The organism is Rathayibacter tanaceti, from assembly GCF_009834165.1.
In the GTDB taxonomy this organism is placed as follows: domain Bacteria; phylum Actinomycetota; class Actinomycetes; order Actinomycetales; family Microbacteriaceae; genus Rathayibacter; species Rathayibacter tanaceti.
Genome location: NZ_CP047186.1, coordinates 1154615 through 1179552, shown reverse-complemented (window position 1 = coordinate 1179552; position 24938 = coordinate 1154615). Strand labels below are relative to the sequence as shown.

Sequence of the window (24938 nt, the reverse complement as noted above, 5' to 3'; positions counted from 1 at the left end):
GCTGGATCCCTCGCGGGCGGCCCGCGACCGGCCTCGGGAGGCACCATGAGCGACGCAACCGCACGGCACTCCGACCAGGACGGGACGGGACCGTCGGCCGGATCGCCCCGCCGGGCCGCGCGATCGGCGTCGGAGCACGTGTCGGCACCGCAGCCCTCGCCGGAGTCGGATGCTCCGGCACCTCGGCTCAGGGTCTTGATCTCGGGAGCGAGCGGGATGATCGGCTCCGAGCTCACACGCCAGCTGCGCGCCGACGGGCACGAGATCCTCAGGTTGGTGCGTCACGCGCCGACCGGGCCGGACGAATTCCATTGGGCGCCGACCTCGCACATGCTCGACTTCAGCGTGCTGGAGCGGGTCGACGCGGTGGTCAACCTCTCGGGCGCCTCGATCAGCCGACTGCCCTGGACCGCCTCCTACCAGCGGAAGATTCTGGATTCACGCGTCCAGGCGACGCAGACCATCACGGATGCCATGCGGATGTCATCCGCTCCTCCCGCAACCCTGATCAACGCCTCCGCCGTCGGCTACTACGGTGACCGGCCCGGCGAAGAGCTGACCGAGCAGTCGCCGCGCGGGGAGGGGTTCCTCGCCGATGTCGTCGAGCGCTGGGAGCAGGCGGCCCACCTCGCACCGGAGTCGACCCGCGTCGCGACCGTGCGCACCGGCCTGGTGCTCGGCGACGGAGGCGCGCTGAAGCCGCTCCTCCCCCTCACCCGGCTCGGACTCAGCGGCCCGCTCGGCGGCGGACGGCAGTCGTGGCCCTGGATCAGCCTCTACGACGAGGCTGCCGCGATCCGCCACCTGCTGACGTCGTCCCTCTCGGGCCCGGTGAACCTGGCCGGTCCCGTGCCCGCGACGGCGAACGACGTCATGCGCACCCTCGCCGAGCTGCTGCACCGCCCGTTCGCTCTCCCGGTGCCGGAGAAGGTCATCGAGCTGGCCCTGCGGGACGCCGGCCACGAGCTGCTGCTCTCGAACCAGCGGCTCGTCCCACAGCGGCTGCTCGACGACGGCTTCGAGTTCCGGCACCGCACCGTCGCCGAGGCGCTCGACTGGGTGCTCGCCTGAGCACCCGGTACCGGCCGGAGCACCGCGCGTTCGCCTCTCAGGCCGGAGCGTCGTGCTCCAGCGCGATCGCACGTCGGATCGCTCCGCGGGCCCGCTTGCGGTCGCCGCTCGCATCGTAGGCGAGACCCAGCCGGTACCAGGCGCGCCAGCTCCTGGGCTGCGCGTCCACCGCATCGGCGTAGCTCGGGAACAGGGCGTCCGCCTCCTCGCGCAGCGGACGGCCGCTGGCCCGGGAGTCGAGCACCTCCTGCGGAAGGCCGTCCTCGCCCTCGAGGCGGCGGGCCAGGCGCTCGGCCCGGACTCCGAAGAGCAGTTCGCGCACGAGACCCCACACGCCGACTCCACCCAGGATGAGCAGGCCTGCGCCCATGACGACGCCGGGTACCGTCGCCGCGGCGAAGGCGACGACGGAGTACTGGAGGCAGACGACGAGGTAGAGGGCGAGCAGGACCGCCATCAGGACGACTCCGACGCGGGTCCTCACGGCGCCCTCGTCGCCGCCGCGGCCTGGCCCGACGGCGCCTCATCGGCGAGCGGCGGCTCCTCGAGCGGGCGCTCGGCCAGCGGGGCTGCATCGAAGGCGGCGCGCAGATCGATCAGCGCGTCGAGGCCGACCACCACTCCGGTGGCCGTGCGGACCACATCGAGCGCCCGAAGCACGCCCTGCTCGTACGAGGCCTGCGACGTGGTGTCGTGGCGAATGGTGACGGTCTCGCCGGTGCCGCCGAACACGACCTCCTGGCGCGCCTCCACCCCGGGCAGTCGGAGGCTGTGCACCGGCACGCTGGCGACCTGCTGGCCCCGGGCTCGCTGATCGGTGTGCGGAGCCTGCACCGGTCCGAGCTCGGCACGGGCTCGGAGCAGGAGTTCCGCCGTGCGCACCGCGGTGCCGGACGGCGAGTCGACCTTGCGTGCTCCGTGGGTCTCGATGATCTCGGCGGCATCGAAGAAGCGGGCAGCGACGGTCGAGAGAGCCGTGGCGAGGACGGAGCCGAGCGAGAAGTTCGGGATGATCACGACGCCCGCGAGCGGCTGCTCCTCGACGGTGCGGCGCAGCGCCGTAATACGGTCCCCGGTCCACCCCGAGGTCCCGACCAGGACCTTCTTGCCGTGCGCCACGGCGAGATCGACGATCTGCTGGCTGACGGCCGGCACGGTCATGTCGACCACGACGTCGGCGGCGAGCATCGCACGGGGATCGTCGCGCGACCCGAGCCGGGCGACGAGCGTGAACTCGCTCGACGCCTCGATGAGGGAGCAGGTGAACGAGCCGAGTCGGCCGGACGCGCCGACCACGGCGACGGAGGTAGTCACCGCCTCAGCGTAACAACGCGGCACCCGTCAGGGCGTGGCGGCACGACCCCAGCTCCGCACCAGAGTGAGCATCGGGGCGCCCGAGAGCGGATGCGGCACCGGCGGCCCCTCCGGCTGCCAGCCCGCCGAGGTGTACAGGGAGACGGCGCCCGGATTGGCCGTGAGAACGTGGAGCACGGCCGAGGAGGCACGAGCGGCGGACGCCTCCTCCGCTCCCGACAGCAGGAGTCGAGCCAGTCCTCTGCCCTGCGCCCGCGGATGCACAGCGAGGAGGGCGAGGTGGGCCGCCTCCGGCGGGTCGGTCGCGAATCCGCTCCCCGGGGGGAGGACGAGCGCGAAGCCCTGGAGCAGCCCGTCGTCCTCGGCGACGACGAAGGCGAGGGGATCTGCGCTCAGCATCGTCCACGCGCGCTGAGCGGTTCCCGCTGCAGGAGGATGGCCGTCACGGGCGTCGAGGGCGGTGCACCACAGGTCGACGCAGGCCGCACGCTCGGCGCGCCCGCCCGTCCTGAGCCGAGTACTCATGTTCAGCCCGGTGCTCCCGCATCGCCGCTCAATACGGCTGCGCCTCCGGCAGCCCGGTGCGCAGCTCGACGGGGAGGTGCGAGAGATCGTTGTGCACCACGAGCACCGGTGGCTTGCGCGAGCGGACGCGGATGATCGTCAGGCCGCAATTGGCCTGGTTCACTCCCAGCCAGCGCCAGTCCGGAGCGTCGAAGACATGGCGCACGAACCAGCCGATGACGAAGTTGTGGGTGATCAGGAGGTCGTGCCGGTCATCACGGGAGGGGGCAAGGAACTCCGCGACCGCGTCCTGCATCTGCGCGTGACCCGCTTCGATCTCGGCCGAGGTGACACTGCCGAAGAACGGCTCGAACGCTTTCGGCATGTCCGGAGTCGGGCCCGACGGGATGCAGTCGAACAGCAGCGAGGAGGGCTGCAGCGGAAGACTCGGGAGCAGCGCCTGGAACCGAGCGGCCGTCTCCTCCGCCCGACGCAGCGGCGAGTGCCACGCGCCCGTGAACGGGACGCCGCCCAGACGCTCGGCGATGAGCCGAGCCTGACGCTCGCCGCGCGCCGACAGCGGCCCGTCGGGCAGGCCGTGTTCGGCGTCCTGCTGCTCGCCGTGGCGGACGAGGTAGATGTAATGGGACACGGGAGTCCTCCCTGGTGCGGCGCGACGGTGCGTGATCAGCGGGCGAGCGACGATCGGTCAGATCGCGGAGACGCTCGCGACCCCGGTGATCCCGGCGAAGGTCGACGGGTCGATCGCACCGACGGCCGAGATCGACAGAGGCCCCCCGGCCAAGTCTGCCGCGAGTGCCTGGACGTCCTCCGCGCCGACGAGGGCGAGTCGCCGCAGGCTCTCGTCGAGGTCGACGAACTCGCCGAACGTCAGCTCGGCGCGGCCCAGGCGTGACATGCGGGTATCGGAGTCCTCGAGCGCGAGGGCGGCGGCTCCCGAGAGCTGGCCGCGAGCTCGGGTCAGCTCGTCGGCGCTCACGCCCTGCTCGGCCAGACGGTGGAACTCGGCCAGCAGGAGCTCGGCGACAGTGCCAGCCTTCGCGGGAGTGCAGGCGGCGTAGAGGCCGAACAGTCCGGCATCGGAGTAGGACGGGGCGAAGGAGTAGACGGAGTAGGCGAGTCCGCGCTTCTCCCGCACCTCCTGGAAGAGACGCGATGACATGCCGCCGCCGAGGATGGAGTTGAGGACTCCCATGGTCATGCGGCGGTCGTCGCCGGCAGCCAGGCCGGGGAAGCCGAGGAGGAGGTTGGCCTGCTCGGTCGGACGGTGGACCACCGAGAGCGCGCTGCCGCGGGCGTACACGGCGGTACCCCCGACTCGACGCTCGACCGGGGCCGACGGAGTGCCGAGGTCCCAGCCGTCCGAGGCGAGGACGCGCGTGAGCAGACCGACGAGAGCGTCGTGGTCGACGGCTCCGGCAACGGTGACGACGAGGTCGCGCGGGCGGTAGGCGGCACGGTAGTGGGCCCAGACCGCCTCGCGGGTGGCCTCGCCGATGGTGGCGGCCGTGCCTCCGATCGGCCGTCCGAGGGCGTGGTCGCCGAAGACGGCCTCGAACAGCCGCTCCCCCGCGACATCGGCGGGATCGTCGTCGGCCATCGCGAGCTCCTCGAGGATGACCCCGCGCTCCGTCTCGAACTCGTCCTGGTCGATCAGGCTCGAGGTGACCATGTCGGCGATCACCTCGACCGCCATCGGTAGGTCGCGGTCCTGGATCTTGGCGTAGTAGCAGGTGTATTCCTTGGCGGTCAGAGCGTTGTGCTCGCCGCCCACGGAGTCGAAGGCCACGGCGATGTCGAGCGCCGAGCGCGTGCGCGTCCCCTTGAACAGCAGGTGCTCGAGGAAGTGCGTCGACCCCACGTTGGAGGGCACGGCGGGCTCGGAGCCGGACGCCGAGCGGCCGGCCCTCTCATCGCGCGAGCCCGCGGCCACCCAGAAACCGATCGTCGCGCTCCGCGCGCCAGGCACCGCCTCGCTGAGGATGCGGACCCCGCTCGGGAGGACGGATCGGCGGACCAGCGATCCGCCGGCGGCTGGAATGGTCGTCTCCGGTTGTTCGAGTGGGAGTGGGACACCGTGATTCATCGTGCCCACCCTAGGCCACAGGACCGGAGGCACCGTCAGCACTGGCGCGCTCGGCGGGCGCACCGTCGGAACGCGGTCAGCGGGCGCGCTCGTCAGCGTCGGGCGCGATCGAGGGCGGCGAGGTGGCCGTCGTCGAGGTCGAGCGAGACCGCGCGCATCAGCGCATCGACCTCGGCCGTCGAGCGCGGCGCGACCGTCGCCGCGGCCAGACGCGGCCTGGCGAGGAGCCAGGCGAGGGCGACTGCGGCCGGCGCGGCCGAGAGCTCGGCTCCGATCGCGTCGAGGGCGGTCAGCATACGGCGACCGCGACGGCCGAGGTGGGCGGCGGCGAGGTCACCGTCCGGGAGGCGTCCGAGCTCGCGGCGAGTCCGCTCCACTCCACGGAGGAAGCCGTGCGCGAGCGGGACCGTCGAGAGCAGCGAGAGTCCCTGGCCCGCGGCGACGAGTCCGAGGTCGCCCTCCGCCTCGTGACTCTCGAGCAGGTTGTAACGGACCTCGACCGCGGCGAAGCGCGGGAGGCCGTGGGCGGCCAGCACGCGCGCCTCGAAGAGCTCCTCGGCGACGAAGCCGGAGGCGACCGCCGAGCGGACGAGTCCGCGCGCGAGGAGCACCTCGACGGCACTGAGCAGTTCGTCGAGGCGACCCGCGCCGTCGGGGCGGACCGCGAGCACGTCGAGGCGGTCGGTGCGCAGGCGCCGCAGCGCCTCCTCGACCCGGGTGACCAGCGCACGCGGAGTCGCGGCAGCGCCTGCGGGGGCGCCGAACCGGCCCACGAGGAGGAAGCGGTCGCGGTCGCGGCGTCCGGTGAGCCAGCCGCCCGTCTCCTGCTCGCCGACCGCGGACGAAGCGGCGTCGGTGACGACGACGCCGTTGCCTCCCCAGGCGGCGAAGCGCTCCAGGAGGGCCGCACCGCCCTCGTGGCCGACGGCGGAGGCATCGAGGACGAGGGGGAAGAGAGCGTGCGGGGAGTCGCCGAGCGGGCGGCGGTGCGTCTGGACGACGACGGTCGTCTCGACCGGCCCGGTGGCGGACAGGACGCCGCCGCGACGCGACGCCTTCACGGCTGCAGCGGTCCTGACCCTGGGCACGTCACCACTCTCCCTGAGGCGGTCCGGGTGCCCGCCTCGGGAGAGAGTATCCGAGCGCGGGAGTCGCCGATGCGTCGGAGACGGGACGGTTCACCAGATCGTTACACGGGTGGCACGCCACGGTGCGAAACGCGCCTGCGACCCGTACGACGAGCCCGCCGGTGTCGGTCCTCCCGGCTAGATTCGCCCCCATGGAACCCGTCTCCTCGAGCTCGTCGACCCCCTGGTGGACCAGCGCCGTCGTGTACCAGATCTACCCCCGTTCGTTCGCCGACTCCAACGGCGACGGCATCGGCGACCTCGGCGGCGTCCGCGCAAAGCTCGACCACCTCGCCGACCTCGGCGTCGACGTGATCTGGCTCTCGCCGATCTACCCCTCGCCGCAGCACGACAACGGCTACGACATCTCGGACTACCAGGAGATCGACCCGCGCTTCGGCACCCTGGCCGAGTTCGACCTCCTGCTCACCGAGGCTCACGAGCGCGGGATCCGCATCCTGATGGACCTCGTCGTGAACCACACCAGCGACGAGCACGCCTGGTTCGTGCAGTCGCGCTCCTCGCCGGAGGACCCGAAGCGCGACTGGTACTGGTGGCGTCGCGGGCGCCCTCTCGCCCCGTCCGGGCGGGTGCCGGAGGCGGCGGACGAGGCGCGTCTCGACGTCGCCGAGCCCAACGGCTGGCGCTCGTACTTCTCTGGGCCCGCGTGGACGCTCGATCCGGGCACCGACGAATACTTCCTCCACCTCTTCGCGGTGCAGCAGCCCGACCTCAACTGGGAGAACCCGGAGGTGCGCCACGCGGTGCACGCGATGATGAACTGGTGGCTCGACCGTGGCGTCGACGGCTTCCGGATGGATGTGATCAACCTGGTCTCGAAGGATGTCGACGCGATCGACGGCCCAGCGGGCGGGACGGGAATCGTCGGCGGTGTCGGTCCGCGGCTGCACGAGTTCCTCCGCGAGATGAACGAGGCGGTGTTCGCCGGGCGCGAGGGAGCCTTCCTGACCGTCGGCCAGATGCCCGGCGTCACGCTCGACGAAGCGGTGCTCGTCACCGATCCCGAGCGTCGCGAGCTCGACATGGTGTTCCAGTTCGAGCACGTCGCGATCGACCACGGCGTCGACAAGTTCCACCCGGTTCCGCTAGACCTCGTCGCGCTGAAGGCCAACCTCGCGCGGTGGCAGGACGGGCTCGCGGAGCGCGGCTGGAACAGCCTCTACCTCGGTAACCACGACCAGCCCCGCCTCGTGTCCCGCTTCGGCGACGACGGCGTCCACCGCTACGAGTCGGCGACACTCTGGGCCACCCTTCTGCACCTGCAGCGCGGCACCCCCTACATCTATCAGGGTGACGAAATCGGGATGACGAACGTCCCCTTCGCCGGGATCGACGACTTCCGTGACGTCGAGTCGCTGAACTACTGGGTCGAGGCCGTCGACGGGCGGGGAGAGGATCCCGAGACGGTGCTCGCAGGACTGCGAGCGCAGAGCCGCGACAACGCCCGCACCCCGGTGCAGTGGGACGACGGCCCGCACGCAGGATTCACGACGGGCGAGCCCTGGATCGCGGTGAATCCTAACGCCGCCGAGGTCAACGCGGCCGCCGACCGCGCAGCCGAGCGCTCGGTGTTCGAGTACTACCGCGCGCTCATCGCGCTCCGGCACGAGGACGAGACCGTGCAGCTCGGGCGCTTCTCTCTGCTGGAGCCGGAGCATCCCACCCTCTTCGCCTTCACCCGCAGCGGGCCCGGCGATCTGCTCGTGGTCGGCAACGTCTCGGGCGACCCCCTCGAGGTGCCGCTGCTCGACGAGTGGGAGGGAGCCGAGACGGTGCTCGGCAACGTCGTGGGCGCCACCGGGTCGACGCTCGGGCCGTGGGAGGCGCGCATCCTGCGCCGCTGAGCCCCCGCCTCCCCCGGCTCCGTGGAGCTGCCGGCTCACCGACGACCCGGCGGAAGGAGCCGGTCGTCAGGCGGAGACGCGATCGAGCTGGGCGATGTCGCTGCGGGTGAGCGGCAGTGACGCGGCCTCGAACAGCGACTCCAGCTCTGCTGCGCTGCGGGCACGGACGATCGCGGCCGAGACCTCCTGGTGCGACAGTACCCACGCGAGCGCCACCGTCGCCGTCTCGGCGCCGAGTGCCGCCGCGATCTCGTCGACCGCGCCCAGCACCCGGGTCCCGTGCCGTCCGATGTAGTCGAGACCGGCCTCGAACATCGCCGACTCGGGCTCGTCCGAGCGGTTCCGCAGCGCGCCGGTCAGGAACCCGCTCGCGAGCGGGAGGCGCGCGAGGGTACCGAGGCCGAGACGCACCACCTCGGGAGCGACGTCGACCTCGTAGTCCTTGCGCTCCATCAGGCTGTACTCGGCGACGACCGCCGAGAACGCAGGCAGGGCGAACGCGGTGGCGGCCTCCTGTGCTGCCGCCAACGCCGGCCCGCTGAAGTGGGAGGCGCCGACCGCGCCGACCGAGCCGTCGGCGAGGAACGGGGCGACGGCGGCCAGGCTCTCGCCGATCGGGATCTCCGGGTCCTCGCTGTCGAACGAGAGCAGGTCGATCCGGGTGCCGAGCCGCTCGAGGCTGCCCTCGACGGCGAGGCGCACGTCCTCGGGTGCGAGCCCCGGCGCGTCCGGATGGCGGCCCACCTTCGTCGCGATGAGCATCCGATCGCGCAGGCCGCTCGACTCCAGCCAGCGACCGATCATGTACTCGCTGCGACCGGTCGCGTAGTGGTCGGCCGTTGAGATCAGGGTGCCCCCCAGACGTCCGAAGGCGTCGAGCACCTCCGTGGTGTCGCCGATGCCGGCGGCCCAGCCGAAAACGGAGCCGTCGAGGGCGAGCGGATGCACGGGGAGGCCGGTCCGTCCCAGGGTGCGCGAGAGAGGGGGCGTCTCCGGCTCTGCGGCCGGGGGCGTCGGGTCGGTCACGGAATCCTCCGGTCGGGGCGGTACGACGGCGCTGTCCGGCCACCGTACCCCATGCCCGGAAACGGCGGACGCCCGCCCCACCGGAGGGGGACGGGCGTCACGGTCGTGCGGGAGTGATCAGCTCTGGACGGGGGCCTCGACTGCGGCCTCGGCCTCCTCGGCCACGACGGGCGCGAGCGAGAGCTTGCCGCGGTCGTCGATCTTCGTGATCGAGACCAGCAGCTTCTGGCCGACACCGAGGACGTCCTCGACGTTCTCGACGCGCTTGCCACCGGCGAGCTTGCGGACCTCGCTGATGTGCAGCAGTCCGTCCTTGCCGGGCAGGAGCGAGACGAACGCGCCGAACGTCGCGAGCTTGACGACGGTTCCGAGGAACTGCTCGCCGACCTCGGGGTTCGTCGGGTTCGCGATGGCGTTGACCTGGGCGCGAGCGGCCTCGGCCGACGGTCCGTCGACGGCGCCGATGTAGACGGTGCCGTCCTCCTCGATGGAGATGTCGGCGCCGGTCTCGTCCTGGATCGCGTTGATCGTCTTGCCCTTGGGGCCGATCAGCTCGCCGATCTTGTCGACGGGGATCTGCACCGAGATCACGCGGGGCGCGGTCGGGGCCATCTCGTCGGGCTGGTCGATGGCTGCCGTGAGCACCGCGAGGATCGTGGTGCGGGCGTCCTTGGCCTGCTTGAGCGCGGCATCGAGGACCGACGACGGGATGCCGTCGAGCTTCGTGTCGAGCTGGATCGCCGTGACGAACTCGGACGTGCCGGCCACCTTGAAGTCCATGTCGCCGAGCGCGTCCTCGGCGCCCAGGATGTCGGTCAGCGCCGCGTAGCGGGTCTGACCGTCGACGACGTCGGAGACGAGGCCCATCGCGATGCCCGCGACCGGGGCGCGCAGCGGCACACCGGCGTTGAGGAGCGACAGGGTCGAGGCGCAGACGGAGCCCATCGAGGTGGAGCCGTTGGAGCTGAGCGCCTCGGACACCTGACGGATCGCGTAGGGGAACTCCTCGCGGCTGGGCAGCACCGGCACGAGGGCGCGCTCGGCGAGGAAGCCGTGCCCGATCTCGCGACGCTTCGGCGACCCGACGCGACCGGTCTCACCGGTCGAGTAGGGCGGGAAGTTGTAGTGGTGCAGGTAGCGCTTCTTGGTGACGGGCGACAGCGAATCGATCTGCTGCTCCATCTTGAGCATGTTCAACGTGGTGACACCCAGGATCTGGGTCTCGCCGCGCTGGAAGATCGCCGAGCCGTGGACGCGCGGAATGACCTGCACCTCGGCGTCGAGCGGTCGGATGTCGGCGAGGCCGCGTCCGTCGATGCGCACGCCGTCACGGAGGATGCGGCCACGGACAACCACCTTCGTGACGGACTTGTACGCGGCACCGACCTGGCCGTAGGCCTCGGCCGGGAGCTGGCCCGAGGCGATGCGCTCGGCGATCTGCTCCTTGACCTTCGCCTTCAGCGCGTCGTCGGCGTCCTGTCGCTCGACCTTGTCGGCGATCTGGTAGACGCGGACGAGCTCGTCATAGCTGAGCTCCGCGACGTTGTCGTAGGTCTCCTGCGCGTAGGGCAGGAACACCGGGTAGTCCTTGACCGGCTTCGCCGTCTCGGCCGCCAGCTTCGACTGCGCCTCGACGAGGGCGCGGAGGAAGGGCTTCGCCGCCTCGAGGCCCTGGGCGACGACGTCCTCGCTGGGCTTGGTCGCTCCCGCCTTGATGAGGTTCCAGGAGGACTCGGTGGCCTCGGCCTCGACCATCATGATGGCGACGTCGGAGGAGCCGTCCTGGTTGGTGACGACGCGGCCCGCGACCGTGAGATCGAAGACGGCGTTCTCGAGCTGCGAGGCCTTGGGGAACGCGACCCACTGGTCGTTGCCCGATCCGTCGGACATGAGCGCGAGACGCACGCCGGCGACGGGGCCGGAGAAGGGCAGGCCCGAGATCTGGGTCGAGGCGCTCGCGGCGTTGATCGCGAGGGCGTCGTAGAACTCGTCCGGCGCGATGCTGAGGACCGTGATGACGATCTGGACCTCGTTGCGCAGGCCATCGACGAACGACGGGCGCAGCGGCCGGTCGATCAGGCGGCAGACCAGGATCGCCTCGGTCGAGGGGCGGCCCTCGCGGCGGAAGAACGAGCCGGGGATCTTGCCGGCGGCGTAGGAGCGCTCCTCGACGTCGACGGTCAGCGGGAAGAAGTCGAAGTTGTCCTTCGGGTTCTTCGAGGCCGACGTGGCCGAGAGGAGCATGGTGTCCTCGTCGAGGTAGGCGGCGACGGCTCCCTGGGCCTGCTGCGCGAGGCGGCCGGTCTCGAAGCGGACGGTGCGGGTGCCGTACGAGCCGTTGTCGAGAACGGCTTCGGCGAATGTGATTTCAGGACCTTCCAAGAGGTCTGTCTCCTTAACGTCTGCAGCGGCGCCCCTTCTGGGCGCCGGCGTTCGTCGGAGCAGCGGTCCGGTCAGGAATCGAGACGATCCCACGGCAGGGCTTCGCGCCGAGCCGTCGTGTGGAGGGCGTTCCTGCTGGCCACCAGTAGAAAAGCTCCGGGCTGCCGCGACGGGTGTGCCGTGTGAGAACACCTGCCGTGGGGGCGACACTGTGCCGCCGTCCGGGACTCCACCACCGAGGACCAGCTTCCTGCCAGCCTGCTCCGTGGTTCGAACCCGGTGTCGACCGGCGGTCGCTTTCGGGTTCGGAACCGGTTCATGCTATCAGCAGCGGCGCGGTTCATCCATGAATCCGTCGCGGCGATCCGGGCCGGCCCGAGCGCGGGAGGAGACGTCAGCCATCGGTCTCGTGCATCAGCCACGGGTCTCGTGCATCAGCAGCTGGACGCGCAGCTGACCCTTCGCCGTCACGATCCGGGCCGGGATGCGCGGCGACCTCCCCGTCTCCGAGAGTCGGGCGAGGGCCGCGTCGACGACGTTCTCGAGACCACGAGGCACCTGACCGACGAGTCCGGAGGGGCGCTGGGCGGCGAAGAGGCGCACCGGCATCGGTGCGTCGACGCGCTCCTCCTCGAGGGTGCGGCGAGGGATGACGGCGGTGACCTCGTCCTCGCCGAGCGCCAGCACCCGGGCGATCTCCTCCTGGTGCGGTCGGGAGTCAGCGAGCACGAGGAGCGTGCTCCCCCGTCGGGACGTGGGGCGCAGCTCGTAGTCGTAGTCGTCGAGCGTGCCGGAGCCGCGGTCATCGGCGGGCAGGGGGTTCGCATCACCGCGACCGAACGAGAAGAGCTTCATGGCTCCATTGTGGAGCGCAGGAGCCTGCGCACGCTCCGGTCAGGCGGTGCAGCGCATCCGCGCGATGGCCGCCAGCGCCAGGAGCAGCACCACGGCGACGAAGCCGAGCAGACCGGGCACGGCGGGCAGGAGCGCGAGCGCGGCTCCGATCGCCAGAACCGGCACGGCGAGGCGCTGCGGGCGGTAGGCGGGCAGGATCTCGCGGCGCTCGACCGTCTCTGGTACGAGGGCGACCCCGATCAGGAGGACGAGGAACACGGCGTAGGGAGCAACCAGGGGCTCTCGCACGGTCCCGGCGAACACGCCTCCGTGAACGGGCCGCGAGCGAGCCGCCCATGCTGACGAGGGTCGAGACCGCGCGGGAGGTGCCCGGCCTCCCTCCGGACGGGCGATGGCGCGCAGATCCGAGAGGTGCGCGGTGGCCGTCGCGGTGAACGCGCCGACACCGAGCCCGGTCAGCAGGCGAGCGATCGGCAGCGGTTCAGGCGCTGACCGCGTTACTGGCGCAGCGCGCGGGAGTTCCGCAGTGAGCGGTGCCCGGGTGCGCCGCGACCGCTGGCCGAGAGGGCCGTCCCGGTCTAGCCTCCGAGCAGGAGGTGCGGCGATGGGCAGACGCGGCGTAGCGCTCCTCCTCGCTGCGGTGGCACTCGCGACCGCCGCTGCAGCGGGCGTGCACGGGGCGCTGAACGCCTCCGATGAGCCCCGCCGGGCGGCGCCCGCTCAGTGCGTCCAGGCACGGGAGTTGTTGGCCGCCTCGTCCGCTCTCGAGGGTGGTGCCGGAGTACCGGCCGGCCACCTCGTCGCCTGCGTCGACGAGGATCACCGCCGGCTGACGATCCACAACCGCACGCCGGTGGTCTGGAGCCTCGGCGACGCCTCCGTGCGTGGCGTGGCGAGCGGGACCGACGGAGTGACGGGGCTGCTGAGTCTGCACGCGTCGCAGTCCTCGTCCGGGCTGCTGCTCGCGCCGGACTCGGCCGCGTCCGTGTCGGCCGGGGACGGGTGGATCCGGCCGCGGCCGGACGATGCCTCCACGCGCCTCCAGCTCGCCCTCGCGTCCGTCGTGGCGGCGCAGGATCAGGCGATCGGCCCTTCAGCAGGACCCGACAGCATCATCCGGGGCGCCGCGCTGACCTGCGCGGTCGCGGTGGCGGAGTCGGGGACGAGCTGGGCGGTGACCTCGCCGTCGGCCCTCGCGGCCGCCGCGGCCGACCCGGTCTGCAGCCGCGATTGGGAGCGAGCGCAGCGCAGCGCGGCGGCCTGGAGGGTTGCGCTCCCCGCGCTCGCCGACGCGGTTGAGGCTCCCGGACGACGGGAGGCCGATGCGGCGCTAGAGCGGGCGGCGGCCGAGTGGTTCTCGGCGTCGAGCGGTTTCTCGTGGGGTGCCGTCGAGAGGCCCGCACCGCTGCCGTGAGGTGGAAACGCGGAACGGGCCGCCCTCCGCGAGGAGGACGGCCCGAACGGCTCAGAAGTTCGCGGTGTCATCGAGACCGCGCCCTGCTCCCGGAGGAACTAGCGGCGCAGACCGAGACGCTCGATCAGCGAGCGGTAGCGGTTGATGTCCACATCCGACAGGTAGCCGAGGAGTCGACGACGCTGACCCACGAGCAGAAGCAGGCCACGACGCGAGTGGTGGTCGTGCTTGTGCTCCTTGAGGTGCTCGGTGAGGTCTTTGATCCGCTTGGTCAGGACGGCCACCTGGACCTCGGGGGATCCGGTGTCACCGGGGTGGGTCGCGTACTCTTCGATGATCGCCTTCTTGACATCTCCTTCGAGTGCCATATATGGGATCCCCTCTCTCTCGTTGCGCGGTGCCCGGCGCCTGATGCGTGGGCTCTCTTGATCCGCGGCCGTCGAACGGCAACCGGACGAGCCTACCAGAGCAGGGGCAGGATCAGGCGCCGACAGGGGATCAGGCGCCGATCGCCCGGTTCCAGAGCACGACCAGCCACGGCGACACCAGCAGCTCCCAGTAGATGAGCACGATGGCGTTCAGGACGATGCCGATCCAGCCGACGATCGGGACGATCTTCTCGCGGCGGCGAGCGCGGATCGAGGAGACTCCGAGCAGGATCCCGGCGAGGAGGATCGAGTGCACGATCGCCGTGTAGAGGACGCCGATGAGCAGATCGCTGACCGCCTGGTCGCCGGGGTACGCACCGAGCGAGATGAGGGCGTACCACACGAAGAAGGAGAGCGGGACGGCAAGGATCGCCAGCACGATCGAGAGGATCGCAGGACCGTGTCGGCGCCACACGCTCCGCCCTCCGCCGGCCCGCGCAACGCCACGGCGCACGCCCGTCGTCCTCTCGGCACGTCGCGGACCCTCCTGGGCGGCGGTGCGGACCGAGCGTCGCGAGGGGGTGGATCCGGCCGCTCGCGGGGCAGGCGGAGCCTGGTACCCGGGCGCGCCGTCGGGTGACGTGCTCATGCCTCACACCCTAGGGGATGCGTGCTGGGCAGTCGGATCGGCGGCGCGGTGCCCCTCGGCCGGTGGCGGTGACCAGAACAGAACGGCTGACCAGGACTGTTCGCGCCGGAGCCACGACCGCATCCGCGACGTCTCGCCGCTGCACGACTCCCCTCGCGACCGCATGAGTGCGGGGCGGACGGGCGAGCGGGCACGGACTGGCGTGTGGGAGAGCCCGGGGCCCGGTCGACGTCCTCTCGTGCGACGGCGGGCCGGTTCTCGGAGGTCAGTCGCCCGAGGCCGCACCCGCACCGCCGCCGGCGGTGAGCTGCTCGTCCGAGACGGCACCGCTGTCGTCGTCGCGGCCCTCGACGCGGACCGGGCGGTAGACGTGGAAGCCGTCGTCGTCGGGCTCAAGCTCCCAGACGACCTCCACCTCCTCGCCGTCGATGTCGGCGACGCGGGTGAAGGAGCGCTGCGGGGAGCCGTCGATCATCTCGAGGCGGATGCTCTCCCGCTCCGCCCCGCTGTCGAGAATGGCCGTGTAGGTCGAATCGGTGTCCATGCCTCGACCGTAGGCACTGCCACGACGAAGTCACCACCCCTTGCGGCCCTCACCCGCACGCGTAGCGTCGCACCCATGACCGACACCGAGATCCCTCCCGCCGACTCCGACGACCGCGCCCAGATCATCGAGCTGGTGAAGAGCGCGCGGATCGGGCTGCTCACCACCGTCACCGGGACCGGGCAGCTCGTCAGCCGCCCGCTCGCCGCACAGGACATCGACTTCGACGGCGAGCTCTGGTTCTTCACGCAGGATCCCTCACCCAAGGTCGACGACATCCGCGCGAACCCGAGCGTGAACGTGGCGTTCGAGTCGAAGAAGGGCTACCTCTCGGTGGCCGGCTCGGCGACCGTCGTGCACGACCCCGCGAAAGTGGACGAGCTGTGGTCTCCCGCGGTCGCCGGCTGGTTCCCCGACGGCAAGGACGACCCGAGCGTCGCGCTGATCCGCGTCGAGGCCGAGACGGTGGAACTGTGGGCGAGCGACGAACCGCGCCCCGTGGTGCTGTTCGCGGTCCTCAAGGCCGCTGTCACAGGCGGCCGGCCCGACGTGGGCGAGAACCGCACCGTCTCCTTCGAGTGATCCTCCCCTCCGCGAGACGCCGCGTGTGACAGCCGCGCGGCGTGGTTCCGTTCCCACGCTGCGTCCCGCAGGCAGTGCCGTCAGGCTCCGCCGAAGCGCTCCGTGCGGACGCGCTCGGGGGCGTGGCCCTGGTCGACCAGGGCGGTGGCGACCGCCTCGACGAACGACGTCGGGCCGCAGACATAGACGGTGGGCTCGAGCGAGGCCGGGAGCACGGCGGCCGCGAGCAGGTCCGGAGTAACGCGGCCGGCCGGGCGCGCCCCACCCGTCGGCGCCACCCGGGTGAACACGCGGTCCACTGTGACCCCGCCCGAGGCCGCCGAACGCTCGGCGAGCGCCGCCAGCTCCTCGCGGTAGTAGACGAACGCGGGCGAGCGCACGGAGTAGAGCAGCTGCATCCGCGCCGCGCTCCCGGCCCGCACGTGCTCGCGCGCCATCGCCATCAGCGGCACCACGCCGCTCCCGCCGGCGATGAGCTGGACCGGTTCGGTCTGCTCGGGGCGCCAGACGAACCAGCCGCCGACCGGCCCGCGGACCTCGAGCCGGTCACCCGGCTCCAGAGCGTCGACCAGGTACGGCGAGACCTCGCCGTCGTCGAGCCGCTCGATCGCCAGCTCGACCCGCTCGCCCTCGGCGGGCGCGCCGATCGAGTACGAGCGGCTCGCCTGATAGCCGTCGGGAGCGGTCAAGCGCACGTCGAGGTGCTGCCCGGCGAGGTGGCCGGGCCAGCCGGGAACGCGGAGCGAGAGCAGGCGCGCGGTGGGCGTGAGCGGAGTGACCGACTCGGCCACCGCCTCCGTCCAGATCACCAGTAGCGCTCCTCCTTCCACGGGTCCCCGTGCATGTGGTAGCCGTTCTGCTCCCAGAAGCCGGGCTCGTCGCCCGGCATCAGGCGCAGCGTCCTGACCCATTTGGCGCTCTTCCAAAAGTAAAGGTGCGGCACCAGAAGCCGTGCCGGGCCACCGTGCTCGGCGGCGAGCGGCTTCCCGTCGAACTCGGTCGCGACCCACGCCTTCCCGCCCCGGATCTCCGCGAGCGGGAGGTTGGTGGTGTAACCGCCGAAGCTCTGCGCCATCACGAAGCCGGCGTCGCTCTCAATGCCCTCGAGCAGGGTGTCGACCGAGACTCCTCGCCAGCTCGTGCCGAGCTTCGACCATCGCGTGACGCAGTGGATGTCGGTGTGCACGTCCTCGTGGGGCAGGGCGGCGAACTGCTCCCAGCTCCACCGTCGGACGCCGGACGGACCGGCGTCGATCGAGAAGGCCCACTCGTGGATGTTCGGGGTCGACCCGACCGAGAGGACGGGGAAGCCGTTCTCGAGGTACTGACCCGGCGGGAGGTCCGGATTCGTCTCCCTCTTCCCGAAGAAACCCCGGGTGATGATGCCCATGTCCGCCCTCGTCCTCGGGGCTGCGCCCCGGCTCGCTGGATACCGCTCGTCGCGCTCACGCTACCGCCCGCCCGGCCGCCGCTACAGCATCGGGGCCGCTCCGGCGAGCCCGGGACGGTGTCGGAGGTCGGTGCCAGGATCGGGACATGAGACGAACCGTCGTGCCGCCGTACCTCCTCGTCCGCATCGCCCGCCTCGACGACCCGGCGTTCGCCAGGGCCGCGCGGGCCGCGAGCCGCTCCCTCGAGCAGGACGTGCCCTTCCGCCGCGTCCGGCCCGGCGAGCCCTCCCCCGACCGCGGTGCGCCGACCGCCGCCGCGACACCCTCCCCGCGCAACCGGACACAGTCGCTGCAACGCACCATCGCTGACGCCGCGACGCGCGAGACCCTGCCCGGCACCGTCGTGCGTCGCGAGGGCGCGCCTGCAACGGGTGACGTGGCCATCGACGAGGCCTACGACGGCCTCGGCGCCATGTCGGCGTTCCTCCAGGAGGCGTACGGCCGCGACTCCATCGACGATGCCTGGCTGCCGCTGAACGCGACCGTGCACTTCGGCGACGACTACGACAACGCCTTCTGGGACGGCTCCCGGATGGTCTTCGGCGACGGCGACGGGCAGGTGTTCCGCCGCTTCACCGTCTCGCGGAGCGTGATCGGGCACGAGCTCGCTCACGGCATCACCGAGTACACCGCCAACCTCGTCTACCGGGGCCAGTCCGGAGCGCTCAACGAGTCGGTCTCGGACGTCTTCGGTGCCCTGCTCGAGCAGTTCGGCGCCGGGCAGAGCGCCACGGAGGCGAGCTGGCTGATCGGGGAGGGCCTCTTCACCGACGAGGTGCAGGGCACGGCGCTGCGTTCGATGATCGCACCCGGCACCGCCTACGACGACGACGTGCTCGGCTCGGATCCGCAGCCCGGCTCGATGGCCGACTACGTCGACACCGAGGACGACAACGGCGGCGTGCACATCAACTCCGGTATCCCCAACCGTGCCTTCGCGGTCGCGGCGACCGCCCTCGGGGGGGCCGCCTGGGAACGCGCAGGGCAGGTCTGGTACGACGTGCTCACCGGAGGGGTGCTCACCGCGACCGCGGGCTTCGAGGCCTTCGCCGCCCTCACCGTCGAGGCCGCGGCCGCCCGCTACGGCTCGCGCTCCGAGGTCGAGGTGGCGGTCCGCCGGGGCTGGGAGACGGTGGGAGTGACGCTGCAGGGATGAGCGCGCTCCACTGCGCGACGGCGGCGGGTAGCATCGCGCGCATGGACGTCATCGTGTCGCGCAGTGGCGGCTTCGCCGGTCTGCGCCGGGTGTGGCGCGTGGATGTCGAGCAGCAGCCCGACGAGCGCGCGTGGCGCGAGCTTCTCGGCTCCTTGCCGTGGGACGACGCCGACGGCGACTCCCCCGGCAGGCCGGACCGGTTCGTCTACGAGATCCGGGTGCAGACCCACCGGGTGCGACTCGGCGAGAGCGAACTCGACGGGGCCTGGCGCGAACTCGTCGACCGCGTGAAGAAGGCGCAGCCCCGCTAGGAGCTGCGCCTTCGTCGAGGACTCGGACTACGCGGTGCCGAGCAGGTCGATCACGAAGATCAGGGTCTTGCCCGAGAGCGGGTGCCCTCCGCCGGCCGGACCGTAGGCCAGCGCGGGCGGGCAGATCAGCTTGCGACGGCCACCGACCTTCATGCCGGGGATGCCCTGCTGCCAGGCACGGATCAGGTTGTTCAGGGGGAAGTTGATCGACTGGTCGCGGCTCCAGGAGGAGTCGAACTCCTCGCCGGTGTCGTACTCGACCCCGAGGTAGTGCACCTCGACGGTCGAGCCGGGCTGTGCCTCGGCTCCCTCACCGAGGACGAGGTCCTCGACGACGAGAGCGTCGGGGGCCGGGCCGTCGGGGGCGTCGAGCTCGGGCTTGGTCAGGTTCTCGCTGCTCATGCCTCGATCCTACGGCGCGGACGGGTCGAGCCTGGGAGCCCGCTGCGAGCGCTCACTCCACCAGAGTGAGGCGCTGAGTCGGCCGGGTCATCGCGACGTAGAGCGAGGCCGCGCCGCGGTCGCCGGTCCGCGCGATCAGGCGCGGGCGCGCGATGACGACGGAGTCGAACTCGAGCCCCTTGGCGTCAGTGGTCGAGAGTACGGCGATCGCGCGGTCGAGCCCGGCGGCTCCGCGCCCGACGTCACGGCCGAACTCCGCCTCGAGCCGCGCCGCGATCGCGGCCAGCTCGTCATCCGGCGCGATCACCGCGAGGGTCCCCTCCGCCTCGAGCGCGCGGTCCTCGGTCACGGCGGTGAGCACCCGCTCGGTCAGCGGCGCACCACCGCGGTCGCGGATCGTCCGCACCGGCCACTCCGTCGAGCGCACCGCCTCCCCCGGCGTGATCTCGAGTCCGTTCTCGCGTGCCGTGCGCTCGGCGAACGCGACGATCTGCACAGGCGTGCGGTAGTTGACCGTCAGCTCCTCCAGACGCCACGGCGCGGCCTCGACACCGCGGCCCTGACGGCCGAAGGTGTCGCGCAGGGCGGCGTCCCAGCTCGAGGCGGAGGAGGCGCCCGACGCCTGCGCGACGTCTCCCACGATGGTGAACGAGCGCATCGGGCAGCGGCGCAACAGCACCCGCCACTGCATCGGCGAGAGCTCCTGTGCCTCGTCCACGACGATGTGACCGTAGGTCCAGCTGCGATCGGCCGCCGCACGCTCGGCGGTGGTGCCGACGATCGTCCGCTCGGCGAAGCCCGCCGCGAGGTCCTTGGCGTTCACGAGACCGTCGACGCCCATGTTGCGGATCGCCGCCTCGGCGTTCTCGATGTCGCGGCGGCGCTGCTCCTTCTCGGCCTTCTTCGACGCGTCGGCATGGTCGTCGTAGGCGCCGAGGAGTTCGGCCGCCTCGTCGAGCAGCGGCACGTCCGAGACGGTGAAGGGAGCGTCGCGGTCGCGGCGCAGGAGGGCGCGCTGAGCCGCGGTCCAGCGCGGTGTGAGGGTCGCGAACCAGTTCGGGCGGGCGAAGAGATCCTGGAGCAGCTTCTCGGGGGTGAGGGGCAGCCAGGCGGTGTTGAGCGCGACGCGCACGTCGTACGCGGTGCGGACATCCTCGCGGAGCACCGCCTCATCGGCCTCATCGACCGTGCTGCCGTGGCTGCGGAGCTGGTCGGCGAGCTGCCGGGTGAGCTGGGAGAGGAGGGTCTTCACGAATGTGACGCGCGCCTCGTTGTGCGGCTTGCGGGAGTCGCGGGCGCGGCCGATCGCGCGCTCCACGTCCTGAGGTTCCAGGCGCAGCTTCTCACCGTTCACATCGAGCAGCTGCGCCTCGGCGGGCACGACCTGGCGGGAGCGGACGGCGCGCTTGAGCAGCTCCGCCATCCGCGCCGAGCCCTTCACACGGGCGACGGCGGGCTCGTCCTCCTCGACGAGGTCGAGCCCGGGGTAGAGCTGCCCGAGCGTCGCGAGCACCACCCCGGTCTCGCCCAGCGAGGGCAGCACCGCCTCGATGTAGCGCAGGAACGAGCGCGAGGGGCCGACCACGAGCACGCCGGAGGAGGCGATCCGGTCGCGGTGGGAGTAGAGGAGGTACGCCGCGCGGTGCAGCGCGACCGCGGTCTTTCCCGTGCCCGGGCCGCCCTGTACGACGAGCACGCCGCGCAGCTCGGAGCGGATGATGCGGTCCTGCTCGCTCTGGATGGTCGCGACGATGTCATGCATCCGACCGGTGCGCTGGGCCCCGAGCGCGGCCATCAGCGCGCCCTCGCCCTGGAGCACCGTGCCCTCGCGCAGCAGCTCCTCGTCGAAGACCTCGTCCTCGAAGCGGAGGACCTCGCGGCCGCGAGTGGTGAGGTGGCGGCGGGCGCGCGTCCCCATCGGCCGGGCGGCGGTGGCCTGGTAGAAGGCCGCGGACTGCGGAGCGCGCCAGTCGAGCAGCAGCGTGTCCTGCTCGTCGTCGCGGAGTCCGATGCGCCCGATGTAGCGGTGCTCGGAGTCGCCGTCGGCGAGCGTGAGGCGGCCGAACGCAAGGCGGTCGTCGGCGCCGGTCAGCGAGCGGATGCGGTCCTCGTAGAGCCGGGCGTACGCGTCGCGCTCGGACCGGCTCTGGTGGTTGCCGCCGACGCTCTCGATGCGGACCGTGTCCAGCGCCTGGCGGGCGTGGGCGATCAGCTCGTCGAGGCGGGCGTAGAGCGCCGCCACGTACTCGCGCTCCCTCGAGAGCTCGGACTCGAGGATCGTGTTCCCGTCCGTCATCGTGCGCCCTTCCCGTGCGTCGCCGTCGCGGCCGGGAGGCGGATCGCGCTCCGAAGGCCGCAGAAAAACAGGCGGTCCAGTCTACCGAGGGTTCGAGCGTGAGCCGCGCGGCAGCGCGATCCGGGAGACTCTTGCATTCGCCGGAACTGAGCCCTTGCGCTCACCGGGGACTCAGGAGGATGCTCGACAGCACGAAAGAGCCCGACACCCCGTCAGAGCAGCCGGCCGCGCCGCTGCCGCAGGGTGCCGGGCTCTTTCGTTGCAGCCGACGGCATCGGAAGGCCGCCATCCGGCGGTGCGGGAAGAGAGTCGGCCCCGGGCGCGTTGCACGCCCCATGGCCCTCTCGAGCAGCATCACTGCCCCCTCCCGCGCCTCGATCGACCTCACGGAGTCGGCGCGCGCCGGCTGGGAGGCGTGGCTCGCCCGCCGCGCCGAGCGGGTCACCGGCCCGCGCGGCGACCTCGCCCTGGTCGAGACGCGCTGGCTCGACGCCGGCGAGAGCGTCGACGACGAGCAGGCCCTCGCCGGGTACGGCCCCTCCGCCACCCTCACGCGGATGCAGCGCGAGAACCTCGACACGGGCGAGCCGGAGTATGGGTACCGCATCTGGGACGCGGCCTCCGAGGGCATCCGCTCGTTCGACGCCATCGAGACCTTCGCCTTCGACGCCGCCTGGGTGCTCGAGGCGTGGTTCGAGCCGGTCGGCGAGGACCGCACGATCCCGTTCGAGCACCTGAGGGACAACGGCGCCACCCGTGATCTGGTGGTGCCGGGGGACATCACCTTCTCGCTCGTGGACGACGGCCGCGCCCGGGAGTACACCGTGGCCGCGTTCGACGACGGCGGCACACTCCTGGTGCCCTTCGGCGACCCGACGAACCGCAGCGGCGACCCGGAGCTGCAGAGCTACCCGGTCGGCCGCTTCCTGGTCGTACAGCGGATCGGCGGAGCGGCCGACGCCGGCACTCCCGGCCCGGTCCTCCTCGACTTCAACCGCGCCTACATCCCGCCGTGCGGATTCTCGCCGCACTACAACTGCCCCCTCCCGCCCGCGCAGAACCGCCTGGGCGTACCGGTGACCGCCGGCGAGCGCCGGGTGCTTCGCGCGGCGGCATGAGAACGGCCGCCGCGGGACGCCCTCGGTTCGGTCGCCGTGGCAGCTTCTGGATCGCGACCCTCGTCCTCGCGCTGTGCCTGTGGTCGAGCGGGTCGCCCTCGGTGCTCTACCCGAGCTACGCCGAGGAGTGGGACCTCTCTCCGGTGGTCGTCACCTCGGTGTTCGGCGCGTATCCCGTGGCCCTGCTGCTCGCCCTGCTCGTGGTGGGCGACCTCTCGGACGTCATCGGCCGCCGCCGCACGATGCTCCTGGGGATGGCGCTGATCTCGGTCTCGGCCGTCGCCTTCTCGTTCGCCGCCGGCGTGGGCCTGCTCTACCTGGGCCGGGGCCTGCAGGGGCTGGGAACGGCGCTCGCGCTCAGCGCAGCGAGCGCGTCGCTCGTCGACAACAACGTCTCGGCCCGGGATCGGCTCCCCGCCGCGCTGACGACCGTGTCGACCTCGGCCGGGCTGACCCTCTCGCTCCTGCTCTCGGGCGCGCTCGCGCAGTACGCGCCGCTGCCGCTGCAGCTCAGCTACTGGGTGCTCGCCGGCGTCGGCGTCGGCTCACTGGTGCTGCTTGCGCTGACCCGCGACGACCGGCCGACGGCGGCCGGCCGGTGGCGTCCGCGCCTCCCGCACGTGCCGACAGGCCTGGGCCGGGCCTTCGCCTGCGCCACGCTGGCGGTCTCGGTCGCCTACGCCACCGGCGCGCTCGTGCTCTCGCTCGGCGCCCAGATGGCGCGCGAGCTCACCGGCACGACCGATCTGCTCGTGATCGGCGCGGCGCTCGCGCTCTCGCCGGTGGTCATCGGAGTGACGGCCCTCGCGATCCAGCGCCTGCACCCGCACGTGTCGATCGTGATCGGCGCGGTCGTCGCGGTGGCCGGTCTCGCCCTGATGGAGTGGACGGCCGCCGCCGGGTCGCTGCCACTGTTCCTGGCCTTCGCGGCGGTGAGCGGAGTGGGCTACTCGCTGAGCTTCTCGGGCGGTCTCGCCCTGATCGGACGGGTGGCGCCGGCCGAGCACCGCGGCTCGATGATCTCTGCCGTCTACCTCCTGAGCTACCTCGGCCAGGCCAGCACTGCGGTGGCGGCGGGCGCCGTGGCCACAAGCCACGGACTCGAGCTCGCGATCGACGTCGTCGCTCCGGCCGTCGCCCTGCTCTGCCTCGCGGCGGGCGTCGTCGCGCTCGTCGACCTGCGCCACCGCCGGGTGGCGCGACCCGTCAGCGTGTGAGCGCGGCCCGGCGGGCGACCAGCTCGTCGAGCAGGACGCGCTCGTCGGCAGCGGCCGAGCCTCCGACCCTCCCCAGCAGCTGGTGCTGACGGAGGTGCGCCAGGCGGGTCGCCGCACCCAGGAACGCGCGCATCGCCTGCGGGCGGTCCCCGCCTGCGGCCCGGGCCCAGCGCGCGGCGGTGCGGCGCCCCTCCGCCGTGCCGATCATGCGGACCTCGGCCGGCGAGAGCCAGCCGGCGTCGGCGTAGTCGCCGAGCCGCTCGAGGGTGACCCGGCGCTCCTGGCGCCGCAGCAGCACGACCACGACCACCGCAACGGCGAACAGCGGCACCTGCACGACTCCGTAGAAGCCGAACCAGTCCGACACCAGGAACGACGAGCCGTTCCACAGGGCGTGCAGGAAGGCGGCGAGCGCGAGGCCGAGCAGCGCGAGAGGGAGGCGCGCGACGGCCGGCCGGTTCGAGGCGAAGCCCAGCGCCGCGCCCGTGCACGCGGTGAAGAGCACGTGCGCGAAGGGGGAGAGCACGCCGCGGAGGAAGAAGGTGACGGCGAGCGAACCGAGGCCGCCCTCCACCAGCGCAGTGCCGAAGTAGAGGACGTTCTCGACGAACGCGAACCCGGAGGCGACGACCGCCGCGTAGACGATGCCGTCGACCGGGCCGTCGAAGGTGCGGCGCCAGATCAGCAGCACCAGCAGGACTCCGAGTCCCTTCGCCGACTCCTCGACAAGGGGAGCCTGGATCACGGCGCCCACGAAGTCCGAGCCGCTGGGCTGCTGGCCCGAGGCGTAGACCGCGATCTGCACGCCCAGATCGACCAGGAGCGAGATCGCGACCGAGCCCGCTGCTCCCCACAGGAACGCGAACCAGAGTCCGAGCGGGGGCTCGGGCTCCCAGCGGTCGACCCAGCGCACGCCGAGGAGCACCACGGTCAGCGGCACCAGCGCAACCACGGCGCAGACCGCGGCGGCGCTCACGCCCAGTCCGCGGACGACGTAGGCGAGGACGAGCAGCAGCAGGATCCCGAGCAGCGCGACTCCGATCGAGCCGAGCACGGTCGGCACGACGGAGCGGCGCACGGCGGGCGGGGCGGGCGGCGGATAGGCGCTCATGGGGCCGAGAGTAAAGCACGGGCCGAGGGAGTCGCGCCAGGCAGACCCGGGTGACCCGTGTCCGATTC

General features: G+C 72.0%; 26 protein-coding genes. 8 read left to right on the top strand and 18 right to left on the bottom strand.

The features are described 5' to 3' along the window. Nucleotides 1–216: 216 nt before the first annotated feature. A complete protein-coding gene (locus GSU10_RS05575) occupies nt 217–1071 on the top strand; it encodes a TIGR01777 family oxidoreductase (RefSeq protein WP_236713481.1) in 855 nt (284 codons plus the stop codon). A 37-nt stretch (nt 1072–1108) separates the two neighbouring features. Here GSU10_RS05575 and GSU10_RS05570 read toward each other — a convergent pair whose 3' ends face one another. The 6 genes from GSU10_RS05570 to GSU10_RS05545 all read right to left on the bottom strand — a co-directional run bounded on the left by GSU10_RS05570 (nt 1109) and on the right by GSU10_RS05545 (nt 6084). Beyond that, complete coding sequence (locus tag GSU10_RS05570) at nt 1109–1555, bottom strand: tetratricopeptide repeat protein (RefSeq protein ID WP_068207544.1); 447 nt, start codon at nt 1553–1555, stop codon at nt 1109–1111. Continuing rightward, entirely contained in the window at nt 1552–2385 is an 834-nt protein-coding gene (gene dapB / locus GSU10_RS05565; protein ID WP_132505627.1) for a 4-hydroxy-tetrahydrodipicolinate reductase, read from the bottom strand. Before dapB ends, GSU10_RS05570 begins: the two co-directional genes overlap by 4 nt. A 27-nt stretch (nt 2386–2412) precedes the next feature. After that, nucleotides 2413–2910 (bottom strand): GNAT family N-acetyltransferase, encoded by a 498-nt coding sequence (locus tag GSU10_RS05560; protein ID WP_082844912.1) that lies wholly within the window; start codon nt 2908–2910, stop codon nt 2413–2415. 28 nt (nt 2911–2938) lie between these two features. Then, the gene (locus GSU10_RS05555) at nt 2939–3541 is read right to left on the bottom strand and encodes a histidine phosphatase family protein (protein ID WP_068207549.1); all 603 of its coding nucleotides are present in this window, start codon (nt 3539–3541) and stop codon (nt 2939–2941) included. A gap of 57 nt (nt 3542–3598) precedes the next feature. After that, a complete protein-coding gene (locus tag GSU10_RS05550) occupies nt 3599–4996 on the bottom strand; it encodes a M16 family metallopeptidase (protein WP_132505624.1) in 1398 nt (465 codons plus the stop codon). Nucleotides 4997–5088: 92 nt separating this feature from the next. Next, nucleotides 5089–6084, bottom strand: coding sequence for an aldo/keto reductase (locus tag GSU10_RS05545; protein WP_082844913.1), 996 nt, complete (start codon nt 6082–6084; stop codon nt 5089–5091). 191 nt (nt 6085–6275) lie between these two features. Here GSU10_RS05545 and GSU10_RS05540 point away from each other — a divergent pair, with 191 nt between their 5' ends. Further along, nucleotides 6276–7988 (top strand): glycoside hydrolase family 13 protein, encoded by a 1713-nt coding sequence (locus GSU10_RS05540; protein WP_068207555.1) that lies wholly within the window; start codon nt 6276–6278, stop codon nt 7986–7988. Between the two features lie 66 nt (nt 7989–8054). On the opposite strand, the gene GSU10_RS05535 is transcribed toward GSU10_RS05540, so the two are convergent. The 4 genes from GSU10_RS05535 to GSU10_RS05520 all read right to left on the bottom strand — a co-directional run bounded on the left by GSU10_RS05535 (nt 8055) and on the right by GSU10_RS05520 (nt 12554). Then, nucleotides 8055–9014, bottom strand: a complete 960-nt coding sequence (locus GSU10_RS05535) for an aldo/keto reductase (RefSeq protein WP_068207558.1) — start codon at nt 9012–9014, stop codon at nt 8055–8057. Nucleotides 9015–9131: 117 nt separating this feature from the next. Further along, nucleotides 9132–11396, bottom strand: a complete 2265-nt coding sequence (locus GSU10_RS05530; protein ID WP_068207563.1) for a polyribonucleotide nucleotidyltransferase — start codon at nt 11394–11396, stop codon at nt 9132–9134. Nucleotides 11397–11810: 414 nt separating this feature from the next. Continuing rightward, entirely contained in the window at nt 11811–12251 is a 441-nt protein-coding gene (locus GSU10_RS05525) for a hypothetical protein (protein WP_068207567.1), read from the bottom strand. A 39-nt stretch (nt 12252–12290) separates the two neighbouring features. Then, nucleotides 12291–12554, bottom strand: coding sequence for a hypothetical protein (locus GSU10_RS05520; protein WP_068207570.1), 264 nt, complete (start codon nt 12552–12554; stop codon nt 12291–12293). 301 nt (nt 12555–12855) lie between these two features. On the opposite strand from GSU10_RS05520, the gene GSU10_RS05515 reads away from it, so the two are divergent. Next, nucleotides 12856–13665 carry a hypothetical protein gene (locus GSU10_RS05515; RefSeq protein WP_068207573.1) on the top strand — a complete coding sequence of 270 codons (810 nt, stop codon included), beginning with the start codon at nt 12856–12858 and terminating at the stop codon, nt 13663–13665. Nucleotides 13666–13763: 98 nt separating this feature from the next. Here the strand turns inward: GSU10_RS05515 and rpsO are convergent, their stop codons facing one another. From rpsO to GSU10_RS05500, 3 genes are all read right to left on the bottom strand, one after another. After that, nucleotides 13764–14033: a 30S ribosomal protein S15 gene (gene rpsO, locus GSU10_RS05510; RefSeq protein ID WP_056042292.1), complete on the bottom strand. Its 270-nt coding sequence runs from the start codon at nt 14031–14033 to the stop codon at nt 13764–13766. Nucleotides 14034–14163: 130 nt separating this feature from the next. Next, nucleotides 14164–14682, bottom strand: a complete 519-nt coding sequence (locus GSU10_RS05505; protein ID WP_132505618.1) for a hypothetical protein — start codon at nt 14680–14682, stop codon at nt 14164–14166. Between the two features lie 265 nt (nt 14683–14947). Beyond that, a complete protein-coding gene (locus tag GSU10_RS05500) occupies nt 14948–15226 on the bottom strand; it encodes a hypothetical protein (RefSeq protein WP_068207580.1) in 279 nt (92 codons plus the stop codon). A 75-nt stretch (nt 15227–15301) separates the two neighbouring features. Between GSU10_RS05500 and GSU10_RS05495 the strand changes: the two genes are divergently transcribed. After that, nucleotides 15302–15808 (top strand): pyridoxamine 5'-phosphate oxidase family protein, encoded by a 507-nt coding sequence (locus GSU10_RS05495; RefSeq protein ID WP_068207584.1) that lies wholly within the window; start codon nt 15302–15304, stop codon nt 15806–15808. Nucleotides 15809–15888: 80 nt separating this feature from the next. On the opposite strand, the gene GSU10_RS05490 is transcribed toward GSU10_RS05495, so the two are convergent. After that, on the bottom strand, nt 15889–16617 hold the full coding sequence (locus GSU10_RS05490; RefSeq protein WP_241972932.1) for a ferredoxin reductase: 729 nt from the start codon (nt 16615–16617) through the stop codon (nt 15889–15891). Then, on the bottom strand, nt 16614–17198 hold the full coding sequence (locus tag GSU10_RS05485) for a molybdopterin-dependent oxidoreductase (protein WP_132505612.1): 585 nt from the start codon (nt 17196–17198) through the stop codon (nt 16614–16616). Before GSU10_RS05485 ends, GSU10_RS05490 begins: the two co-directional genes overlap by 4 nt. A gap of 146 nt (nt 17199–17344) precedes the next feature. Here GSU10_RS05485 and GSU10_RS05480 point away from each other — a divergent pair, with 146 nt between their 5' ends. Further along, nucleotides 17345–18415, top strand: coding sequence for a M4 family metallopeptidase (locus GSU10_RS05480; RefSeq protein WP_132505609.1), 1071 nt, complete (start codon nt 17345–17347; stop codon nt 18413–18415). Next, on the top strand, nt 18412–18726 hold the full coding sequence (locus GSU10_RS05475; RefSeq protein WP_082845275.1) for a protealysin inhibitor emfourin: 315 nt from the start codon (nt 18412–18414) through the stop codon (nt 18724–18726). Before GSU10_RS05480 ends, GSU10_RS05475 begins: the two co-directional genes overlap by 4 nt. Nucleotides 18727–18753: 27 nt before the next feature. On the opposite strand, the gene GSU10_RS05470 is transcribed toward GSU10_RS05475, so the two are convergent. Together GSU10_RS05470 and GSU10_RS05465 are read right to left on the bottom strand one after the other, a co-directional pair. Beyond that, complete coding sequence (locus GSU10_RS05470; RefSeq protein WP_132505606.1) at nt 18754–19128, bottom strand: FKBP-type peptidyl-prolyl cis-trans isomerase; 375 nt, start codon at nt 19126–19128, stop codon at nt 18754–18756. Between the two features lie 52 nt (nt 19129–19180). Next, entirely contained in the window at nt 19181–21424 is a 2244-nt protein-coding gene (locus tag GSU10_RS05465; protein WP_132505603.1) for a HelD family protein, read from the bottom strand. Between the two features lie 335 nt (nt 21425–21759). Between GSU10_RS05465 and GSU10_RS05460 the strand changes: the two genes are divergently transcribed. Both GSU10_RS05460 and GSU10_RS05455 read left to right on the top strand, forming a co-directional pair. Next, nucleotides 21760–22542 (top strand): DUF1684 domain-containing protein, encoded by a 783-nt coding sequence (locus tag GSU10_RS05460; RefSeq protein WP_068212925.1) that lies wholly within the window; start codon nt 21760–21762, stop codon nt 22540–22542. Beyond that, nucleotides 22539–23759, top strand: a complete 1221-nt coding sequence (locus GSU10_RS05455) for an MFS transporter (protein ID WP_132505600.1) — start codon at nt 22539–22541, stop codon at nt 23757–23759. Before GSU10_RS05460 ends, GSU10_RS05455 begins: the two co-directional genes overlap by 4 nt. Here GSU10_RS05455 and GSU10_RS05450 read toward each other — a convergent pair. Next, entirely contained in the window at nt 23749–24870 is a 1122-nt protein-coding gene (locus GSU10_RS05450; RefSeq protein WP_241972931.1) for a PrsW family intramembrane metalloprotease, read from the bottom strand. The two genes, GSU10_RS05455 and GSU10_RS05450, sit on opposite strands and share 11 nt — an antisense overlap. Nucleotides 24871–24938: the final 68 nt, after the last annotated feature.

What these genes read in the sequence shown, in the direction of transcription:
- GSU10_RS05575 (WP_236713481.1), top strand. Translation starts at nt 217, where the DNA reads ATGATCGGCTCCGAGCTCACACGCCAGCTGCGCGCCGACGGGCACGAG.
- GSU10_RS05560 (WP_082844912.1), bottom strand. Translation starts at nt 2,910, where the DNA reads ATGAGTACTCGGCTCAGGACGGGCGGGCGCGCCGAGCGTGCGGCCTGC.
- GSU10_RS05550 (WP_132505624.1), bottom strand. Translation starts at nt 4,996, where the DNA reads ATGAATCACGGTGTCCCACTCCCACTCGAACAACCGGAGACGACCATT.
- GSU10_RS05540 (WP_068207555.1), top strand. Translation starts at nt 6,276, where the DNA reads ATGGAACCCGTCTCCTCGAGCTCGTCGACCCCCTGGTGGACCAGCGCC.
- GSU10_RS05525 (WP_068207567.1), bottom strand. Translation starts at nt 12,251, where the DNA reads ATGAAGCTCTTCTCGTTCGGTCGCGGTGATGCGAACCCCCTGCCCGCC.
- GSU10_RS05515 (WP_068207573.1), top strand. Translation starts at nt 12,856, where the DNA reads ATGGGCAGACGCGGCGTAGCGCTCCTCCTCGCTGCGGTGGCACTCGCG.
- rpsO (WP_056042292.1), bottom strand. Translation starts at nt 14,033, where the DNA reads ATGGCACTCGAAGGAGATGTCAAGAAGGCGATCATCGAAGAGTACGCG.
- GSU10_RS05505 (WP_132505618.1), bottom strand. Translation starts at nt 14,682, where the DNA reads ATGAGCACGTCACCCGACGGCGCGCCCGGGTACCAGGCTCCGCCTGCC.
- GSU10_RS05500 (WP_068207580.1), bottom strand. Translation starts at nt 15,226, where the DNA reads ATGGACACCGATTCGACCTACACGGCCATTCTCGACAGCGGGGCGGAG.
- GSU10_RS05495 (WP_068207584.1), top strand. Translation starts at nt 15,302, where the DNA reads ATGACCGACACCGAGATCCCTCCCGCCGACTCCGACGACCGCGCCCAG.
- GSU10_RS05485 (WP_132505612.1), bottom strand. Translation starts at nt 17,198, where the DNA reads ATGGGCATCATCACCCGGGGTTTCTTCGGGAAGAGGGAGACGAATCCG.
- GSU10_RS05480 (WP_132505609.1), top strand. Translation starts at nt 17,345, where the DNA reads ATGAGACGAACCGTCGTGCCGCCGTACCTCCTCGTCCGCATCGCCCGC.
- GSU10_RS05475 (WP_082845275.1), top strand. Translation starts at nt 18,412, where the DNA reads ATGAGCGCGCTCCACTGCGCGACGGCGGCGGGTAGCATCGCGCGCATG.
- GSU10_RS05470 (WP_132505606.1), bottom strand. Translation starts at nt 19,128, where the DNA reads ATGAGCAGCGAGAACCTGACCAAGCCCGAGCTCGACGCCCCCGACGGC.
- GSU10_RS05465 (WP_132505603.1), bottom strand. Translation starts at nt 21,424, where the DNA reads ATGACGGACGGGAACACGATCCTCGAGTCCGAGCTCTCGAGGGAGCGC.
- GSU10_RS05460 (WP_068212925.1), top strand. Translation starts at nt 21,760, where the DNA reads ATGGCCCTCTCGAGCAGCATCACTGCCCCCTCCCGCGCCTCGATCGAC.
- GSU10_RS05455 (WP_132505600.1), top strand. Translation starts at nt 22,539, where the DNA reads ATGAGAACGGCCGCCGCGGGACGCCCTCGGTTCGGTCGCCGTGGCAGC.
- GSU10_RS05450 (WP_241972931.1), bottom strand. Translation starts at nt 24,870, where the DNA reads ATGAGCGCCTATCCGCCGCCCGCCCCGCCCGCCGTGCGCCGCTCCGTC.